This window comes from Streptomyces sp. NPDC051963 (assembly GCF_044593495.1).
Classification (GTDB): Bacteria; Actinomycetota; Actinomycetes; order Streptomycetales; family Streptomycetaceae; genus Streptomyces.
On sequence record NZ_JBIUCC010000008.1, the window covers coordinates 549,889 to 566,264 of the forward strand.

Annotated in this window: 13 protein-coding genes and 1 tRNA gene; 7 read left to right on the top strand and 7 right to left on the bottom strand. The window is 69.1% G+C overall.

The annotated features are described in order from the left end of the window. Positions 1–441 precede the first annotated feature (441 nt). The gene (locus ACIHFB_RS33955) at positions 442–1,830 is read left to right on the top strand and encodes an NAD(P)/FAD-dependent oxidoreductase (RefSeq protein ID WP_365276532.1); all 1,389 of its coding nucleotides are present in this window, start codon (positions 442–444) and stop codon (positions 1,828–1,830) included. Between the two features lie 202 nt (positions 1,831–2,032). Next, the gene (locus ACIHFB_RS33960; protein WP_400128930.1) at positions 2,033–3,322 is read left to right on the top strand and encodes a class I SAM-dependent methyltransferase; all 1,290 of its coding nucleotides are present in this window, start codon (positions 2,033–2,035) and stop codon (positions 3,320–3,322) included. Positions 3,323–3,390: 68 nt separating this feature from the next. Here ACIHFB_RS33960 and ACIHFB_RS33965 read toward each other — a convergent pair whose 3' ends face one another. Both ACIHFB_RS33965 and ACIHFB_RS33970 read right to left on the bottom strand, forming a co-directional pair. After that, a complete protein-coding gene (locus ACIHFB_RS33965) occupies positions 3,391–5,919 on the bottom strand; it encodes an ABC transporter permease (protein WP_400128931.1) in 2,529 nt (842 codons plus the stop codon). 32 nt (positions 5,920–5,951) lie between these two features. Beyond that, the gene (locus ACIHFB_RS33970; protein ID WP_365276541.1) at positions 5,952–6,722 is read right to left on the bottom strand and encodes an ABC transporter ATP-binding protein; all 771 of its coding nucleotides are present in this window, start codon (positions 6,720–6,722) and stop codon (positions 5,952–5,954) included. 416 nt (positions 6,723–7,138) lie between these two features. Between ACIHFB_RS33970 and ACIHFB_RS33975 the strand changes: the two genes are divergently transcribed. From ACIHFB_RS33975 to ACIHFB_RS33985, 3 genes are all read left to right on the top strand, one after another. Beyond that, positions 7,139–7,221, top strand: a tRNA-Leu gene (locus tag ACIHFB_RS33975). A gap of 179 nt (positions 7,222–7,400) precedes the next feature. Next, entirely contained in the window at positions 7,401–8,576 is a 1,176-nt protein-coding gene (locus ACIHFB_RS33980) for a 4-hydroxybenzoate 3-monooxygenase (protein ID WP_365276543.1), read from the top strand. Between the two features lie 201 nt (positions 8,577–8,777). After that, positions 8,778–9,677, top strand: a complete 900-nt coding sequence (locus ACIHFB_RS33985; protein WP_365276546.1) for a Bax inhibitor-1/YccA family protein — start codon at positions 8,778–8,780, stop codon at positions 9,675–9,677. 61 nt (positions 9,678–9,738) lie between these two features. On the opposite strand, the gene ACIHFB_RS33990 is transcribed toward ACIHFB_RS33985, so the two are convergent. Then, complete coding sequence (locus ACIHFB_RS33990) at positions 9,739–9,969, bottom strand: DUF4287 domain-containing protein (protein ID WP_365276549.1); 231 nt, start codon at positions 9,967–9,969, stop codon at positions 9,739–9,741. A gap of 134 nt (positions 9,970–10,103) precedes the next feature. Here ACIHFB_RS33990 and ACIHFB_RS33995 point away from each other — a divergent pair, with 134 nt between their 5' ends. Continuing rightward, positions 10,104–10,385, top strand: a complete 282-nt coding sequence (locus ACIHFB_RS33995) for a hypothetical protein (RefSeq protein WP_365276810.1) — start codon at positions 10,104–10,106, stop codon at positions 10,383–10,385. A gap of 89 nt (positions 10,386–10,474) precedes the next feature. Here ACIHFB_RS33995 and ACIHFB_RS34000 read toward each other — a convergent pair whose 3' ends face one another. The 3 genes from ACIHFB_RS34000 to ACIHFB_RS34010 form a co-directional block, all read right to left on the bottom strand. Further along, complete coding sequence (locus tag ACIHFB_RS34000) at positions 10,475–11,251, bottom strand: hypothetical protein (protein ID WP_365276812.1); 777 nt, start codon at positions 11,249–11,251, stop codon at positions 10,475–10,477. A 296-nt stretch (positions 11,252–11,547) separates the two neighbouring features. Then, on the bottom strand, positions 11,548–12,768 hold the full coding sequence (locus ACIHFB_RS34005) for an acetyl-CoA C-acetyltransferase (RefSeq protein ID WP_400128932.1): 1,221 nt from the start codon (positions 12,766–12,768) through the stop codon (positions 11,548–11,550). A 153-nt stretch (positions 12,769–12,921) separates the two neighbouring features. Continuing rightward, positions 12,922–13,941 (bottom strand): SGNH/GDSL hydrolase family protein, encoded by a 1,020-nt coding sequence (locus ACIHFB_RS34010; protein WP_365276554.1) that lies wholly within the window; start codon positions 13,939–13,941, stop codon positions 12,922–12,924. A gap of 161 nt (positions 13,942–14,102) precedes the next feature. Here ACIHFB_RS34010 and ACIHFB_RS34015 point away from each other — a divergent pair, with 161 nt between their 5' ends. Beyond that, on the top strand, positions 14,103–15,491 hold the full coding sequence (locus tag ACIHFB_RS34015; RefSeq protein WP_365276557.1) for a cystathionine beta-synthase: 1,389 nt from the start codon (positions 14,103–14,105) through the stop codon (positions 15,489–15,491). A gap of 395 nt (positions 15,492–15,886) precedes the next feature. Here ACIHFB_RS34015 and ACIHFB_RS34020 read toward each other — a convergent pair whose 3' ends face one another. Then, on the bottom strand, positions 15,887–16,321 hold the full coding sequence (locus ACIHFB_RS34020; RefSeq protein ID WP_365276815.1) for a hypothetical protein: 435 nt from the start codon (positions 16,319–16,321) through the stop codon (positions 15,887–15,889). Positions 16,322–16,376: the final 55 nt, after the last annotated feature.

Below are 16,376 nucleotides of genomic sequence, written 5' to 3' on the forward strand. Positions count from 1 at the left end.
CTCGTCTATTACCGACCGGTAGCCATCGGCTGAGCAGGCCGGATAACGTATGAGCGCCTCCGGGGGCCGTCGACACGCCCCTCGTCGACGTCCCGCCGGAAAAGTTCGTGAAGTTCTTCACAAGGAAATCTGCCCTGTTGGGCGATGAACGGGCCCCCGTTGGTCCTTCCGGGGGTTCGGTGGACCTGTGAACGTGCTCAGGCGTGCGTGACGGTGGCGTTTCGGGAGGGTGTCGCGGAGGGTGTTTCGAGCGACTCGCGCGGGGTCCGGCGGAGCGGAGGGGCAGCTCACGCGGCATTGACAACGGGTTGCCCTACACGGTGGTTCCCCCTCGCCGCCATGACCTGCGTCACGCGGGCCGCGCAGGATAGCACAGGCCCGCTAGGAGCTTGTGAAGGGGCGCACGAGCCACCCCCCTGGGGCAGGTGGATACTCGATGGCATGAGCACCACGGAGCGTCCCAGGATCCTCGTAGTAGGCGGTGGGTACGTAGGCCTGTACGCAGCTCGGCGCATTCAGAAGAAGATGCGCTACGGCGAGGCGACCGTCACGGTCGTCGACCCCCGGTCGTACATGACCTACCAGCCCTTCCTTCCCGAAACCGCCGCCGGCAGCATCTCCCCGCGCCATGTCGTCGTCCCGCTGCGACGTGTGCTGCCCAAGGCGGAGGTTCTCACCGGCCGGGTCACCACCATCGACCAGGACCGCAAGGTCGCCACGATCGCCCCGCTGGTCGGCGAGGCGTACGAGCTGCCCTTCGACTACCTGGTGATCGCGCTCGGCGCGGTCTCCCGCACCTTCCCGATCCCCGGCCTCGCCGAGCAGGGCATCGGTATGAAGGGCATCGAGGAGGCCATCGGCCTGCGCAACCACGTCCTCGAGCAGCTGGACAAGGCCGACTCCACCAACGACGAGGAGATCCGCCGCAAGGCGCTCACCTTCGTGTTCATCGGCGGTGGCTTCGCGGGCGCGGAGACCATCGGCGAGGTCGAGGACATGGCCCGCGACGCGGCGAAGTACTACAAGAACGTGTCCCGCGAGGACATGCGCTTCGTCCTCGTCGACGCCGCCGACAAGATCCTCCCCGAGGTCGGCCCCAAGCTCGGCCAGTACGGCAAGGAGCACCTGGAGAGCCGCGGGGTCGAGATCTACCTCTCCACCTCCATGGACTCCTGCGTCGACGGCCACGTGGTGCTGAAGAACGGCCTCGAGGTCGACTCCAACACCATCGTGTGGACCGCCGGCGTCAAGCCCAACCCGGTCCTCGCCCGTTACGGCCTGCCGCTCGGCCCCCGCGGTCACGTCGACTGCGAGCCGACCCTCCAGGTCAAGGGCACCGACTACATCTGGTCCGCCGGCGACAACGCCCAGGTGCCGGACCTCGTCGGCCGCAAGGCGGGAAACGAGAACGCCTGGTGCCCGCCGAACGCCCAGCACGCGCTGCGCCAGGCCAAGGTGCTCGGCGACAACGTGATCTCCGGTATGCGGGGCTTCCCGCAGCAGGACTACGCGCACGGCAACAAGGGCGCGGTGGCGGGTCTCGGCCTCCACAAGGGCGTCGCGATGATCGTCATGGGCAAGATGAAGATCAAGCTCAAGGGCCGTCTCGCCTGGTACATGCACCGCGGCTACCACGGTCTGGCCATGCCGACCTGGAACCGCAAGGTCCGTGTCTTCGCCGACTGGACCCTCGGCATGTTCCTCAAGCGCGAGGTCGTCTCGCTCGGCGCGATGGAGCACCCGCGGGAGGAGTTCTACGAGGCCGCCAAGCCCGCGCCGGTCGCCGCCGCGAGCAACGCCGAGAAGGGCGAGAAGGCCAAGGCCTCCTGACCTCTCCGGTCGCCGAACCGACCGAAGGACCTCCCGCCATCCGTGGTGCGGGAGGTCCTTCGGCGTTCCCGGGGCGTCGGCCGAGTGAGTGGTCCCTGCATGTATTTTGCCGAGCTGTAACGCCCTTGGGGGACTGCGCAGGCGGCCTGTTTTTGTTTACGTGGTGTTGGACCTACCCGGATCCTCGCCACGGAGGTGTGCCATGGCAGACGCCGCGCAGCGGCTGAAGAGCCTCGTCGAACAGTTGCTGGGAGCCCCCCTTCCGGTGCGCATTCGCGCCTGGGACGGTTCGCAGGCGGGGCCGCCGGGTGCGCCCACCCTCGTGGTACGCAATCGCCGCGCCGTGCGCCGACTGCTGTGGAAGCCGGGCGAGCTGGGCCTCGCCCGCGCCTGGGTCGCCGGTGACCTGGACATCGACGGGGACCTCTACAGCGCCCTCGATCTGATGGCCGAGTTCATCTGGGAGCGCGGGGAGGACGACCGGACCCTGGTCCAGGCGCTGCGTGACCCCGAGGTGCGGGCCGCCGTACGCGGGCTGGTGAAGCTCGCCGGGCCCCCGCTGCCGCCAACCCCGCCCCGCGAGGAGGTCCGCCGGGGCCGCGCCCACCTCCACACCAAGCGCTCCGACCGGCGCGCCATCAGCCATCACTACGACGTCGGCAACGACTTCTACGAGATCGTCCTCGGCCCGTCCATGGTCTACTCGTGCGCCTACTGGGAGGACGCCGGGACACTTGAGGACGCCCAGCGCGACAAGCTCGATCTCGTCTGCAGGAAGCTCGCCCTGACACCGGGGCAGCGGCTCCTCGACGTCGGCTGCGGCTGGGGCTCCATGGCCATCCACGCCGCCCGTGAGTACGGCGTGAGCGTCGTCGGGATCACCCTGTCCCACGAACAGGCCGCGTTCGCCCGTAAGCGCGTCGCGGGCGAGGGGCTGACGGACAAGGTGGAGATCCGGGTGCAGGACTACCGGGACGTCTCCGACGGGCCGTACGACGCGATCTCCTCCATCGGCATGGCCGAGCATGTCGGCTCCGCTCGGTACCTGGAGTACGCCCGCGATCTGTACGCCCTGCTCAAGCCCGGCGGACGGCTGCTCAACCACCAGATCGCCCGCCGCCCGCAGCGCGACGAGTCGACGTACAGCGTGGACGAGTTCATCGACTCCTATGTCTTCCCCGACGGCGAGCTCGCGCCCGTCGGCACCACCGTGACCCAACTGGAGCGCGCCGGGTTCGAGGTGCGTGACGTCGAGGCGATCCGCGAGCACTACGCCCTCACCCTGCGCCGCTGGGTCGCCAACCTGGAGGCCGACTGGCAGCGTGCCATGCGGCTCACCAGCCCGGGCCGCGCCCGTGTCTGGCTGCTGTACATGGCGGCCTCCGCCCTCTCCTTCGAACACAACCGCATCGGCGTCAACCAGGTGCTGGCCGTCCGCACGCCCGAATCGGGTGACTCGGCGATGCGGCTGAGAGCACGAACCTGGAACTAGCACGAAAAAGGGCCCCGTTTCCTTCGCAGGAAACGGGGCCCTGATCGTCGTACGGCTCAGGCGTACCGCTACTCGGACTTGATCGCCGTCAGCATGTTCAGTCGGGCCGCGCGGCGGGCCGGCCAGAGGGCGGCCAGGACGCCGACCGTGGCTGCGAGGAGCAGGAAGACGGCCATGCGGGTCCACGGCAGGACCAGTTCGTACGTCGACATCGTCGAGGCCAGCAGTTCACCGGCCGCCCAGCCGAAGAACACGCCCAGGCCGATGCCGAGCACACCGCCGAACAGACAGATGACCAGGGACTCCAGGCGGACCATTCGCTTGATGCCCTTGCGGTCCAGGCCGATCGCGCGGAGCATGCCGATCTCCTGGGAGCGTTCGAAGACCGACATCGCGAGGGTGTTGATGACGCCGAGGACCGCGACGAGGACCGCCATCGCGAGCAGGCCGTAGAGCATGTTCAGCATCAGCGTGAACATCTGCGAGATGTCATTGGAGATGTCCTGCTTGTCCTGGACCTTGATGGCCGGGTTGGAGCCGAGGGCCTCCTCCAGCTTGTCCTTCGTCGCGCTCGACGTGCCGTCCGACGTCTTGACCATGACCTGCATGTCGGCCGGGTCCTCGACGTGCGGGGTGAGGGTGGCGTTGTCGAGCATGATGCCGCGGATCATCTCGTTGCCCTGGTAGACCCCGGAGATCGTCAGCTGCTGCTTCTTGCCGTCCTCGTAGTTGACGGTGAAGGTCGAACCGGCCTTCCAGTCATGGGACTCGGCGGTGGTGTCGTCCACGACCACCCGGGAGCCGCCGACCTTGAAGGTGCCGTTGTCCATCGGCAACTCGGTCAGGTCGCCGATCGTGCTGCCGGTGACACCGGTCAGGTACTCGGTCTCGCCGTCGATGCGCGAGGCGGCGTTGCGCAGCGGGCTGGTGGCCGTCACGTCGTCGAGCTCGCCCAGCTTCTTGTCGACGTCCGGGGAGAGCGAGTTGCCGTTCGCCATCGAGACCACGTAGTCGGCCTTGAGGGAGGAGGACGCCATCTTGTTGATCGCCGTCTGGAGGCTGCCCGCCATCACCGTCATACCGGTGATCAGGGTGAGGCCGATCATCAGCGCGGACGCGGTGGCGGCCGTACGGCGCGGATTGCGCACCGAGTTCTGGCGGGCCAGCTTGCCCGACACCCCGAAGATCCTGAGGATCGGCGCCGCGGCCGCGATCAGCGGACGGGACAGCAGCGGGGTCAGGATGAAGATGCCGATGATCAGCAGGACCGCGCCGAGCCCCATCGGGGCCTGGCCGTCCGAGCCGCCCATCGACGTCGCCGCGAGGACGACCGCGACGCCCGCGGCGCTGAACAGCGCGCCCAGCGTGTTGCGCAGCACCAGCGACTTGACCGTGGCCTGCGCGTGCACGCTGCTCATCGCGGCGACCGGCGGGATCTTCGCGGCCCGGCGGCCCGGCAGCCACGCCGCCAGCATGGTGATGAGGATGCCGACCGCGAGCGCCGCGCCGACCGTGCCGGGGGTGATCACCAGCGGGCCGGCGGGGACGGCCGCGTCGAACGTGCCCATCAGCGCCCGCAGTCCGGCCCCGATGCCGATGCCCGCGACCAGACCGGAAACCGCGGCGACCGTGCCGACCACGAACGCCTCGATCAGCACCGACCGCGTGACCTGCCGGCGTGAGGCGCCGACCGCCCGCAGCAGCGCCAGCTCCTTGGTGCGCTGGGCGACCAGCATGGTGAAGGTGTTGGCGATGATGAACGTACCGACGAAGAGCGCGATGCCCGCGAAGACCAGCAGGCCCTGCTTCAGCCCGCTCATCGAGGAGGCGATGGCCTCCGCCTGGTCGTCGGCGAGCCGCTTGCCGGTGGTGGTCTCGGTGGTGTCCTTCGGCAGCGCCTTGTCCAGCGCGGACTTCAGCGCGGTCTGGCTGGTGCCCGCGGCCGCCTTCACGTCGATCTCGTCGTACGTGCCCGCCTTGCCGAACAGCGCCTGTGCGCTCGCCGTGTCGAAGAGGGCGAGGCTGCCGCCGGCGGCGACATTGCCGTCGTCGGTGGTGAAGATGCCGGTGATCTTCGGAGTGAGGACGGGACCGTCTATCGACAGCCGGACGGTGTCGCCCACCTTGTACCCGGCGCGCTTCGCGGTCTCCGAGTCGATGAGGACCTGGTCCTTGCCCTGCGGCGCGCTGCCCTCCGACAGCGGGTACCGGGGGTCCTTGTCGCCCCAGTAGTTCCCGCCCTGCGACTGGAAGCCGCCGCCGATCAGCTTGCCGTCCTTGTCGGCGATGGCGGTGAAGCCGCTGACGACACCGATGGCGTTCGCCGCTCCCGGTACCTTCGCGCTGGTGTCGAGCTGGGCCTGGGTCAGCTCGGGGGTGGTGCCGAGCCGGTCGCCCTCGGACTCCTGGCTCTCGGGCGTCACGGCGACGTCGACCTGGTCGAAGCCCTTGGCCGAGCTGTTCTGGTAGGCGTTGGAGATGGTGTTGGTGAAGACCAGGGTCCCCGACACGAAGGCCACGCCGAGCATGACGGCGAGCACGGTCATCAGGAGCCGGGCCTTGTGCGCGAGTACGTTGCGCAAGGCGGTGCGGAACATGTGGCTCTACTCCGGGTGTCTTTGAGGGGACGTCAGCTCGTGCGACCCTTGGCGTCGAACTGCTTCATGCGGTCCAACACCGAGTCGGCCGTCGGCTCGTAGACCTCGTCGACGATCCGTCCGTCCGCGAGGAAGACGACCCGGTCCGCGTACGCCGCGGCCACCGGGTCATGGGTCACCATCACGACCGTCTGCCCCAACTCCCGTACGGAGTTGCGCAGAAAGCCCAGTACCTCGGCGCCGGAGCGCGAGTCGAGGTTTCCGGTCGGCTCGTCACCGAAGATGATGTCGGGCCGGGAGGCGAGCGCTCGGGCGACGGCGACGCGCTGCTGCTGGCCGCCGGAGAGCTGGGCGGGGCGGTGGTTCAGCCGGTCCCGCAGTCCCACCATCTGGATCACGTTGTTCAGCCACTGCTTGTCCGCCTTGCGGCCCGCGATGTCCATGGGCAGCGTGATGTTCTCCAGCGCCGTCAGCGTCGGCAGCAGGTTGAACGCCTGGAAGATGAAGCCGATCTTGTCGCGGCGCAGCTTGGTCAGCTGCTTGTCCTTCAGGGAGCCCAGCTCGGTGTCGCCGATGCGCACGGAACCGGAGGAGAAGGTGTCGAGGCCTGCCACGCAGTGCATCAGCGTGGACTTGCCGGACCCGGACGGGCCCATGATCGCGGTGAACTCGGCCTGGCGGAAGTCGATGGAGACCCGGTCCAGGGCGACCACCTGGGTCTCGCCCTGTCCGTAGATCTTCGACAGATCTGTGGCACGCGCGGCCACGGAGGTGGCCCGGCCGGCGATGGATGCGGTGGTCACGAGAAGGCACTCCTGAGGACGACGGTGGTGTTCGGGGGACGTACATCCATCGTCCCGGCCGTTCCCCGCCGTGTAGTCAGCCGCTGTTCTGGTTCCGGGGGGCGACTTCGGAGGGACCACGGCCGGCCGTGTCATACCTGGGGATGAGGCTCGACCCTGAGCGCAGGCCGAGTGGAGAACAACGCGGAGGCCACGTCGAGAACAGGTGGAGCCCCCTCGTTCGGGCGGTGAAATTCCGTCATTCCGCATGCGCCGCCGGGTATCGCACGAAAGGCTGGTGGCAAGTGCGGATGGCCCGTTCCAAGTGCTGATGCACCCTCAGGCGTCAATAAAATAAGACAACATCGGTCCGCCCGTCCGCTGTTCGAGGGAAGCGTCCCGATAGGCTCGGAACCTCGATGCGGAGCCCATGGCCTGCCCGGATGGTGGAATGCAGACACGGCGAGCTTAAACCTCGCTGCCCCTCGCGGGCGTACCGGTTCAAGTCCGGTTCCGGGCACCTTCCGACCTTCTGCGGCCGCCTTCGCGGCCGCATTCTCTTGCCCCGTTCATTGAAGACTTCACCGCTCGACCGTTGACAGAGGGCGTACGCCGTCGGAGACTCGCGTTCAGAAGATGGTGAAGGAAAGTTCACTGTACGAACAACCCTTCGCGGACAGTGTGAACGGAGAGCGATCGATGCGCACCACCGTCGGCATCATCGGAGCCGGCCCCGCCGGGCTCCTCCTCGCCCGGCTGCTCCACAACGCCGGCATCGACTCGGTCGTCCTGGAGAGCCGCGACCGCGCCTACGTCGAGCACCGGCAGCGGGCCGGAATCCTGGAGCAGGGCACGGTCGACGTACTGCGTGCGGCCGGGGCCGGGGAGCGGATGGACCGGGAGGGGCTGCGACACGACGGCATCGAGCTGCGCTTCGACCGCAAGCGCCACCGCGTCGACTTCCCGGGGCTGACCGGCGGCCGGTCCGTGACGGTGTACGCGCAGACCGAGGTCTGCAAGGACCTCATCGCCCTCCGGCTCAAGGAGGGCGGCCCGCTGCTGTTCGAGGCGGAGGCGCTGGCCGTCGAGGGCGCGGAGACCGCCGGCCCGCGGGTGCGGTTCCGGCACGAGGGGCGTGAGTCCGTCCTGGAGTGCGACTACGTCGTCGGCTGCGACGGCTTCTGGGGAGTGGCCCGGAAGGCGATCCCCGCCGAACTCACCCGCGTATTCGAACGGACGTACCCCTTCGGCTGGCTCGGCATCCTCGCCGACGTGCCCCCCTCGCACGACGAGCTGGTCTACGCCCGCCACGACCGCGGCTTCGCCCTTCTCTCCATGCGCTCCCCGTCCGTCTCCCGCCTCTATCTCCAGGTGCCCGACGGCACGGACGCGGAAGGCTGGAGCGATGAGGCGATCTGGGACGAGCTGGAACGGAGGTTCGAGACCGCCGACGACTGGCGGCTGGAGCGCGGACCGATCACCCAGAAGTCGGTCACACCCATGCGGTCGTACGTCCATGAGCCGATGCGGCACGGGCGGCTCTTCCTCGCCGGGGACGCGGCGCACATCGTGCCGCCGACGGGCGCCAAGGGGCTGAACCTCGCCGTCGGCGACGTCGTCACGTTCGCGCGGGCCCTGTCGTACGAGAAGGAGACCGGTTCGGCGGAGCTGCTCGACGCCTATTCGCAGACCTGCCTACGGCGGGTGTGGCAGGCCGAGCGGTTCTCGTACGACATGACGACGCTCCTGCATCGCACCCCCGAGGCCACTCCCTTCGAGGACCGGCTCCAGCTGGCGCGGCTGGAGCGGATCGTGTCCTCCCGGGCCGCCGAGACGGACCTGGCCGAGGCGTACACGGGGTTTGCGTTCGTTTGACGTAAGGCGATGATCTCCGGTGGGTTCCGGGCGTGTCGCAGGTTGGTCATGAATGAGGCCCTCCGGTGCTGGGAATCAAGGACCCGCGTAGCGTGTTGCGCACCACGGCAAGGGAAAGATCCTCCCCAAGCACTAGGGTCAATCCTTTGCCTACCTATTACTCTTGAGCCAAGGCCACGAGGGTGGCCATGGAGGAGTGAAATGAGGAGCAGCAACCCGGTCTTCTCGCGACGGGGGTTCAGCCGCGACAACGGCTACGCGGGCTTCAACACCGCGCCGCAGGCCGGGGGCGCCGCTGTAGGCACGCAGGCCAACCCGTACGCCCAGCCGCAGGCCGGCAACCCGTACGCCCAGAACCCCTACGCCCAGCAGGACCTCCAGCAGGGCGCACCGCCGCAGGCCCCGGTCACCACCGGCCGCCGGATGACTATCGACGACGTCATCATGCGCACCGGCACCACGCTCGGCGTGCTGATCGTCACGGCCGCGCTCGCCTGGGCGCTGCTGCCGGTCGACGACGCGAACATCAGCCGGTCGTACGGCATCGGCATCGGTGCCGCGCTGATCGGCATGGTCCTGGCCTTCGTCCAGTCCTTCAAGCGCAAGGCCTCGCCGGCGCTGATCCTGGCGTACGCGGCGTTCGAGGGTGTCTTCCTCGGCGTCCTGTCCAGCATCGTCGACAACCGGATCGCCGACGGTGCGGCCATGCAGGCCGTGCTCGGCACGATGGCGGTCTTCGCCGGTGTGCTGGTCGCCTACAAGGCCGGCTGGATCCGCGTCAACCGCCGGTTCTACGGCTTTGTGATGGCGGCCGCGCTCGGCTTCATCCTGCTGATGGTCATCAACATGCTGTTCGCCGTCTTCGGCGGCGGTGACGGCCTCGGCTTCCGCAGCGGCCCGCTCGGCATCGTCTTCGGTGTCGTCGGCATCCTGCTCGGCGCGTGCTTCCTGGCGCTCGACTTCAAGCAGGTCGAGGACGGCATCGCGTACGGCGCGCCGCGCGAGGAGGCGTGGCTGGCGGCCTTCGGGCTGACGCTGACGCTGGTGTGGATCTACATGGAGTTCCTGCGGATCATCGCGATCCTCAACAGCTCCGACTGATCCGAGTCGATCGTGCGGAAGGGCCCCGGGTTCGCTCGGGGCCCTTCTCCGTTGTGCGCGCCTAGAGGAAGTTGCGCGCGGCCCTCCTCAGGTCGTACTCGTGGATCAGCGCCTTCGCGTGGCCGTACGCGAGGTTGTGTTCGTGCCGGAGCCAGCTGACCTTTTCCTCGAAGCGGAAGAGGGCGGGGCCTTCGTCGACGGTGCGGAGCCAGTCGGAGACTTCACGACCGGTGCAGTGGGGGATGCGGGCGAGCAGATTGCGATGGGTCTCCTCGGAGAGGACGTGGGACATCGGCGCCTCCGGACGCAAAGGGGATGTAAGCCGGTCCTTCAGGTCACCGTGCCTGAGCGTTGGCCTGTTGGCAACAGTGCGGGGAAGGTGCGTAGGCTCGGCGCGTGGTTGATACGACGTCCTTGACGCAAGCCGTGGATCACTTTGCCGATCGGCTGCGGGCTGCTCCGCAGAGTCGCTTGCAGCGGGGCGCTGCCGCTGAGGCTTTGGGGTTGGCCAGGGAGATGGCCCGGCGGGCCCAGTTGGCGGAGGCGCCTGAGGTTGAGCCTCGGGAGATGCCGGATGCGGGGATGTTTGCCGCCGCGGATCAAATCACCGTTGCTGTACATGACTTGGCTCTCGTACTTCAGAGCGAGGGTGAAGTTGAGGAGGCCGTGCGGTTGGTGGAGGGTGCGCAGAAGCGGGCTGGTGTCTGAGGAGCGTTCGCGGCTGCGGGTGCGTGGGGGCTTGTCGCGCAGTTCCCCGCGCCCCTGAAGGGGCGCTCAGCTGACCGGTGTTTTCAACGCTACAGCGACGCTATGACCCTGTCCGCCAGGATATAGACCGTTTCTTCGCCGCACTCGAAGGTCAGGGTGTAGGCGCCCGAGATGCCTGAGCCGCCGAGGAGGATCGGGGACTCGCCCTGGGTGAGGGCTGCGGCGAGGCGTTCTGCTGTTTCGCGGTGGCCCGGGGTCATGCACAGGGTCGTGCCGTCGGCGAAGACGTAGACGTCGAGGGTGCCGAGGGGGCCCGGGCGGACGTCGGTGAGCTCTATGCGGCCGGCGGCCAGCTCTTCCAGGGTGGACACCGTGCGTTCATGGTCGTTGACGACTGGTGACTGGACCGGGACGAAGTCCGGGTGGGAGGGGTGGCGGCGGCGGGCCGCGGCCAGCTCCGGGGAGTCCCCGGCGTGCTCCTCGGTGTCCGCGCCCGGCTCGGCGACCGGCTCCAGCGGCTCCAGGCCCACGAAGTCGCTCTGGCGGGGCAGGAACAGCTCGCTGTCGGAGATGCCGAGGAGAGTCGGCGCGTCGGTGTCCCGGGTCTCCTGGGCGGCCCAGAAGGCGCGGGCCTCGGCCAGCTCGCGCTCGCGTTCCTCGGCGAGCGCCTCGGCCACGGCGGCGCGTATCTCATCGGCGTCGGCGGAGGGGCGCGCGGCGGGCACGCGGGCGCGTGCGGCCGTCCGGCCCTCGGCCAGCTCGGTGTGCAGGGCCGCGACCTGTCGGCGCAGCACCATGAGGGTGCGCAGGACGGCGACGCCCACGGCGCCTGTGGCGACCGTGGTGAGCAGCAAAGCGATCGGCATGGCGCTCACTGACGTACTCCCGGTTCAAAGTCGACCCCCGACTTCCTACATCAGCTTGAAGGGAGGACTATCCCGCTGTCAGTGCGTAACGTCACGAAAGGGACAGGGCTTTGGCCCTGATGTTTAGTGGTGAAACGGCTCTGAGCTGCGTAAATCCCTCTCTCGAGGGAGATAGGTCACATCCTGGGGGAGATTGGATCACAAAACGGCCCAGAACCTGGGTGGTTCCCGGGTTCTGGGCCTGAGGGTCACGTTGGGTCGTGCCTCAACTACCGTACGGGATCAGGTGTACGGGCTCAGCTCAGACGCTCGATGACCATCGCCATGCCCTGTCCGCCGCCCACGCACATCGTCTCCAGACCGAACTGCTTGTCGTGGAACTGGAGGGAGTTGATGAGCGTGCCGGTGATGCGGGCGCCGGTCATGCCGAAGGGGTGGCCCACGGCGATGGCGCCGCCGTTGACGTTCAGCTTGTCGAGGTCGATGCCCAGGTCGCGGTAGGAGGGGATCACCTGGGCGGCGAACGCCTCGTTGATCTCGACCAGGTCGATGTCGTCGATGGTCAGGCCGGCGCGGCCCAGGGCCTGCTGCGAGGCGGCGACCGGGCCCAGGCCCATGATCTCGGGGGAGAGGCCGGAGACGCCGGTGGACACGATGCGGGCGAGCGGCGTGAGGCCGAGCTCGCGGGCCTTGGTGTCGCTCATGATGACGACCGCGGCGGCGCCGTCGTTCAGGGGGCAGCAGTTGCCGGCCGTGACCAGGCCGTCGGGGCGGAAGACCGGCTTGAGGCCCTGGACGCCTTCCATGGTGACGCCGGCGCGGGGGCCGTCGTCCTTGGCGACGACCGTGCCGTCGGGGGTGGTGACCGGCGTGATCTCGCGCTCCCAGAAGCCGTTCTTGATGGCTTCCTCGGCGAGGTTCTGCGAGCGGACGCCGAACTCGTCCATGTCCTCGCGGGTGATGCCCTTGACGCGGGCGAGGTTCTCCGCGGTCTGGCCCATCGCGATGTAGGCGTCCGGCACGAGGCCGTCCTCGCGCGGGTCGTGCCAGGTCGTGCCCTCCTGCTGGGCGACGGCGGCGGTGCGGGCCTCGGCCTCCGCGAACAGCGGGTTGTGCGTGTCCGGGTGGCTGTCCGAGTTGCCCTTGGTGAAGCGGGAGACCATCTCGACGCCGGCCGAGATGAAGACGTCGCCCTCGCCGGCCTTGATGGCGTGCAGGGCCATGCGGCTGGTCTGGAGGGAGGAGGAGCAGTACCGGGTGATCGTGCAGCCCGGGAGGTGGTCCATGCCCATCTGTACGGCGACGATGCGGCCGAGGTTGTTGCCCTGCTCGCCGCCGGGGAGGCCGCAGCCGAGCATCAGGTCGTCGATGTCCTCGGGGTCCAGCTCGGGGACCTTGGCGAGGGCGGCCTGGATGATCGTGGCGGTGAGGTCGTCGGGGCGCAGGTCCTTGAGCGAGCCCTTGAAGGCGCGGCCGATGGGGGAGCGGGCGGTCGAGACGATCACGGCTTCGGGCATGACGGCTCCATTGGCGTACGGGTACGGGCAGGGCTGGTTTGGAAGTTACCCGTACGTATGAGCCAGGTCACGGGTGCGGGGGTGTGACTAGGACCGCAATTTTCTAAGCGCTTGCTTTTTCGGCTGCGGCGCTGCTCGCTTTCGGTGCTGCGGCTAGGACGGCTGTGGTGCCGGGTCCGTGACCGTCACCCGGCGCCGCCGCCTCCGCTTCAGGAGGGCCCAGGGGCCCCTCGGGCCCGTCGGCATTGCCGCTGTGACCTCGGTGCCGGCCTCGGAGGCTGCTTCGGCTGCTGCTCTGGCCACCGGGAGGAAGCCCTCGCGGCGGGAGGCGTCCGGGTGTTCCTCTTCGGCCGGCCAGAGGCCGAGGGAGGCGCAGACCGTGGGGAGGACGGCCATGGCGGCCGTTGCGTAGCCCTCCGCTGACGGGTGGTAGTGGTCGGGGCCGAAGAGTTCCCGTGGGTTGGCCGCGAACTCGGGGCCCAGCAGGTCGCCCAGTGACACCGTGCGGCCGCCCTGTTCGACGGTGCCGATCGTCTGGGCCGCCGCCAGCTGGCGGGACGCCCGGCGGGCCAGCCAGCGCAGTGGCTGCTGGACCGGCTCGATCGTGCCCAGGTCGGGGCAGGTGCCGACCACCACCTCCGCGCCGGCCGTGCGCAGCCGCCGTACCGCTGCCGAGAGATGACGCACCGAGCGCGTCGCCGGCATCCGGTTCGTCACGTCGTTCGCGCCGATCATGATCACGCAGACGTCGGGGGTGAGCGCGGGGTCCGCGAGGGCCAGCGTCACCTGGCGGTCCAGGTCGTCGGAACGGGCCCCTGGCAGCGCCACGTTCCGCAGGTCCACCGGGCGCTCCGCCACCGCCGCGAGACCGGACGCCAGCAGGGCGCCCGGTGTCTGGCCGGCCCGGCGGACGCCCTGGCCCGAGGCGGTGGAGTCGCCCAGCAGCGCGAGGCGCAGGGGCGGTGCGTCAGGGGTGGTGTAGGCGTCGCCGTACCGGCCGTTCGCGTTCGGCGGGTGCGGCGCCACGCCGTTGCCCACGTGACGCTTGGCCAACTGCACCTCCGCCAGCACCAGCCCCACGGCCGCGGCGCCGGCCAGGCCGACTCCGCCGCCTCCGTAGGCCGCGCCGGCCGCGATCCGCCTGGCCACCCTCGCCCTCGACATGCTCGTCATGCGTCGCCGCCACCTCCTCGTTGCCGTACATCCACTGCTTGCCCCGTACCGGGCGTCGCCCAATCTCAACGGGGAGTGAACGACCGCCGTGGGCCACGAACAGGTCATAGGCTGGCGGCACCAGTCACGACCACCCCTTTTGCAAGCATCCGGAGACAACGGTGCAATTCCACGACTCGATGATCAGTCTCGTCGGCAACACCCCGCTGCTGAGGCTCAACAACGTCACCAAGGGCATCAGGGCCACCGTCCTGGCCAAGGTGGAGTACTTCAACCCGGGCGGCTCCGTGAAGGACCGCATCGCGCTGCGCATGATCGAGGCCGCGGAGAAGAGCGGAGAGCTCCAGCCGGGCGGCACCATCGTGGAGCCGACCAGCGGGAACACCGGTGTGGGGCTGGCGATCGTGGCCCAGCAGAAGGGGTACAAGTGCATCTTCGTGTGCCCCGACAAGGTGTCGACGGACAAGATCAACGTCCTGCGGGCGTACGGGGCGGAGGTCGTGGTGTGCCCCACCGCCGTCGACCCGGAGCACCCCGACTCGTACTACAACGTCTCGGACCGGCTGGTGCGTGAGACGCCCGGCGCCTGGAAGCCCGACCAGTACTCCAACCCCAACAACCCCCTTTCGCACTATCACTCCACCGGCCCCGAGCTGTGGGAGCAGACGGAGGGGCGGATCACGCACTTCGTCGCCGGCGTCGGCACCGGCGGGACCATCTCCGGGACCGGGCGCTATCTGAAGGACGTCAGCGACGGCAAGGTGCGGGTGGTCGGCGCCGACCCCGAGGGGTCCGTGTACTCGGGCGGGTCCGGGCGGCCGTATCTCGTCGAGGGCGTCGGTGAGGACTTCTGGCCGACCGCGTACGACCGGACGGTCGCCGACGAGATCGTGCCGGTCTCGGACAAGGACTCCTTCCAGATGACCCGGCGGCTGGCCAAGGAGGAGGGGCTGCTGGTCGGCGGTTCCTGCGGTATGGCCGTCGTCGCGGCGCTGAACGTCGCCGAGCGGCTCGGGCCGGACGACATCGTGGTCGTCCTCCTCCCCGACAGCGGACGCGGCTACCTCAGCAAGATCTTCAACGACGAGTGGATGGCCGACTACGGCTTCCTGGAGGACGCCGGCCCCAGCGCCCGCGTCGCCGACGTGCTCGACGACAAGGAGCACGGCCACATCCCCTCGCTCGTCCACATGCACCCGGACGAGACGGTCGGTGAGGCCATCGAGGTGCTGCGCGAGTACGGCGTCTCGCAGATGCCGATCGTGAAGCCCGGCGCCGGTCACCCGGACGTGATGGCCGCCGAGGTGATCGGCTCCGTGGTCGAACGGGAGCTGCTCGATGCGCTGTTCACCAAGACGGCCTCGCTGGAGGACCCGCTGGAGAAGCACATGTCGCCGCCGCTGCCGCAGGTCGGCTCCGGCGAGCCGGTCGGGGACCTGATGGCCGTGCTGGGCAAGGCGGACGCGGCGATCGTCCTGGTCGAGGGCAAGCCGACCGGTGTCATCGGCAGGCAGGACCTGCTGGCCTTCCTCGCCAAGGGCAGTAAGTGACGGGAAACCTGCGGTGAACGGCCCGTGTCGCTGAGGAACTTGCGGCGATCGACGGCCTTCGTGGACTTCGCGGAAGTGGTACGAGCGCGTCACGTCCGCGCAGCACCCGCTTAACACGGGTCCGGCACATTAGTGGGTGTCGGCAGGGCGGGAGCGGCTCCCCGCCCCGGCCGGCACCGAAACGGCGTCAAGGACCTCCGGAGCGGCTCCCGGACCTCCATGGACGCCATGGACGCGCAAGCCCGGCCCTGACCAGGCCCGCGTCCCTCGCGGGGACCGCCGTCGTCCCGCCCCCCGGTATCGGGGGTGCGGCGGTCCCCGCGCATAGCCTTTTCTCAGCTACGCGGCGACCGGCCGCGGCGATTCGATCGGGCCGCGGCATTCAACCGGGCGGTTCAGCCCTCCCAGTCGCTGTCCTGCGAGGACGTGCGGCGGCGTCCGCGGAAGAGGCCGGGGTTGTTGCGGACGGCCTGCACCACGTTCACGCCGACGATGCCCGCCCAGGCGACGAGCAGGCCCGGCAGATCCGCGACGCCACCACCGATCCCGGACAGCGGGACCGCCAGGATCAGCGAGACGATGCCGAAGCCCCAGCGTTCGCCGAAGGAGTCGGAGTCGTTGGCCTTCGGTGACCGTGAGTCGCGGGCCACCACCATCTGCTGCTCGGCGAGCTGCCGGCGCACCCGGCGCTCCACCGCGCCGTCGATCCGCTGGTCGACCTTCTCCAGGAACGAGTCGACCAGCGCGGACTCGTAGTCCTCGCCCAGTTCCCTGCGGGCTTGCAGAGTGGCGTTGAGTTCCTTCTTGATCTCCGCGTCCCGCGCGTCCATTCCCGTCATGAGATCCACGGTAGGCAGCGCGGAAGCGGGCCGCACTGGGGTTAGC